4 protein-coding genes and 1 pseudogene (1 of these 5 cut by a window edge) are annotated in these 1,762 nt (G+C 67.1%); 3 read left to right on the forward strand and 2 right to left on the reverse strand.

Going from position 1 to position 1,762, the window contains the following annotated elements; translation table 11 throughout:
- Together AC1DOC_RS25840 and AC1DOC_RS25845 are read right to left on the reverse strand one after the other, a co-directional pair.
- The coding region (locus AC1DOC_RS25840) for a DUF808 domain-containing protein (RefSeq protein ID WP_478130769.1) at window positions 1-578 on the reverse strand (578 nt) is incomplete at its 3' end.
- A gap of 98 nt (window positions 579-676) precedes the next feature.
- Window positions 677-1,195 carry a GNAT family N-acetyltransferase gene (locus tag AC1DOC_RS25845; protein WP_319438791.1) on the reverse strand — a complete coding sequence of 173 codons (519 nt, stop codon included), beginning with the start codon at window positions 1,193-1,195 and terminating at the stop codon, window positions 677-679.
- A 93-nt stretch (window positions 1,196-1,288) separates the two neighbouring features.
- Here AC1DOC_RS25845 and AC1DOC_RS25850 point away from each other — a divergent pair, with 93 nt between their 5' ends.
- From AC1DOC_RS25850 to AC1DOC_RS25860, 3 genes and pseudogenes are all read left to right on the forward strand, one after another.
- Window positions 1,289-1,438, forward strand: coding sequence for a hypothetical protein (locus AC1DOC_RS25850; RefSeq protein ID WP_015866429.1), 150 nt, complete (start codon window positions 1,289-1,291; stop codon window positions 1,436-1,438).
- Window positions 1,435-1,740, forward strand: coding sequence for a VF530 family protein (locus tag AC1DOC_RS25855; protein ID WP_319438792.1), 306 nt, complete (start codon window positions 1,435-1,437; stop codon window positions 1,738-1,740). The genes AC1DOC_RS25850 and AC1DOC_RS25855 overlap by 4 nt, the downstream gene beginning before the upstream one ends.
- Window positions 1,737-1,762 (forward strand): annotated as a pseudogene (locus AC1DOC_RS25860) (2Fe-2S iron-sulfur cluster-binding protein); it runs 264 nt beyond the window's last position. Before AC1DOC_RS25855 ends, AC1DOC_RS25860 begins: the two are co-directional and overlap by 4 nt.

The raw sequence follows: 1,762 nt of genomic DNA on the forward strand, positions 1-1,762 counted from the left end.
ATGCCGGCCACCAGGCCATACACGCCGATGGTCATGACCAGCGCAATGCCCGCCAGCACGGTGAGTTGCGTGACAAAGGACTGGCCCTGCACGGTGCCCAGCGTGATGGCGATGATCTCGGCCGAGAGAATGAAGTCGGTGCGCACCGCGCCCTTGATCTTGTCCTTCTCGGCCGCCACCACGTCGACGGCCTCGTCGGCCACGGCGCGCTCGTGGCGCGCGGTGTCGGCCTCATGCTCCTGCTTGTGCAGGAACTTGTGGGCGAGCTTCTCGAAGCCCTCGAAGCAAAGGAAGGCGCCGCCCACCATCAAGAGCGGCGTGACCAGCCAGGGCAGCCAGGTGCCGATGGCCAGCGCCGCGGGCACCAGGATGAGCTTGTTGACGAACGAGCCCTTGCACACCGCCCAGACCACCGGCAGCTCTCGGTCGGCCTTGACGCCCGAGACCTGCTGCGCGTTGAGCGCAAGGTCGTCGCCGAGCACGCCGGCCGTCTTCTTGGCGGCCACCTTGGTGAGGACCGAGACGTCGTCCAGGACGGTCGCGATGTCGTCGAGCAGCAGAAGCAGGCTGGTGGCCATGGCAAGGGTCGGTGTGGAAAAAAAGAAGCGGCGAGCTTAGCCGCAACCGCGGCGCGCGCCGGCAATACCCGTACGCGGCCGGCCGCCAGGCTCAGGCGTCAGGCAACGCTGCGCTTGAGCCGGATTTCCTCGACCCGCACGGTGCCCAGCGCGGTGGTCTTGGCAGTCTTCATTTCGCGCTTGAAGCCGGCGAGCTCGAAGAAGCGCATGGCGCGGTCGTTGCGAATGGGCACCCAGGCCGTGACCGTGGTGCAGCCCTCTTCCTCGAGGCCTTCGCGCGCGGCGTCCCAGAGGGCGACGCCGATGCCCTTGCCCCAATGCTCGGGCTTGACGTAGAGAGCCCAGATCTCGCCCGTGGTGGACGGCGTCTTGGGATCGCGCGAGCGGTCGAAGCCGACAAAGCCGACGATTTCGCCGTCCTGCACCGCGACCTGCACCTGCGGCTCGCTGAACTCGATGGCCTCGCGCCATTTGGCTTCGCGGGAGGCGGGCGCCAGCACGCGCAGCTCTTCTTCGGGCAGGATGCCTTCGTAGGCAGCCTTGGCGGCCAGGGCATGGACTTCGGCGACGGCCTTGGCGTCGCGCATGGTGGCGGGGCGAACTTCGTAATCTGACATGAATGCGGGGAAATCAAAAGGAACTGCGTATTGTCGCCGCACCGCTAAACTGCCCGCTACTACGCCGCATACGCAGCATCAAAAGGAGTCGATATGGCCAAGGGTCAACAGCGCGCAAACAAGGAAGCCAAGAAACCGAAGAAGGACACTTCGCCGCCCAAGCCGGTGGGCACCGGCGGCATCGAACCCGTCCGCACGATCACCACGGCGGTGATCCCGCGCGGCAAGCTCAAGAACAAGTGACCGACGAGGCCCCCGCCGGGCCGGCCCCGGCGCCCGCCAAGCCGGCCCAGCCCCGCAACCCGCTGCACGGGCTCACGCTGGAGGCCATCGTCACGGCGCTGGCCGACCACTACGGCTGGGAGCAGCTCGGCGAACTCGTTCCGATCCGCTGCTTCGCCATCGACCCGAGCGTGGGCTCCAGCCTCAAGTTCCTGCGCAAGACGCCCTGGGCGCGCGAGAAGGTCGAAAGCCTCTATCTCTTCATGCTGCGCGAACAGCGCCGCGAGCAGCAGCAGCAGCAACAACAGCCCCCGCAGCGATGAGGGTCCGGCTCGAACCGTCGGG

The organism is Variovorax sp. 01T439_2 (genome assembly GCF_056398445.1).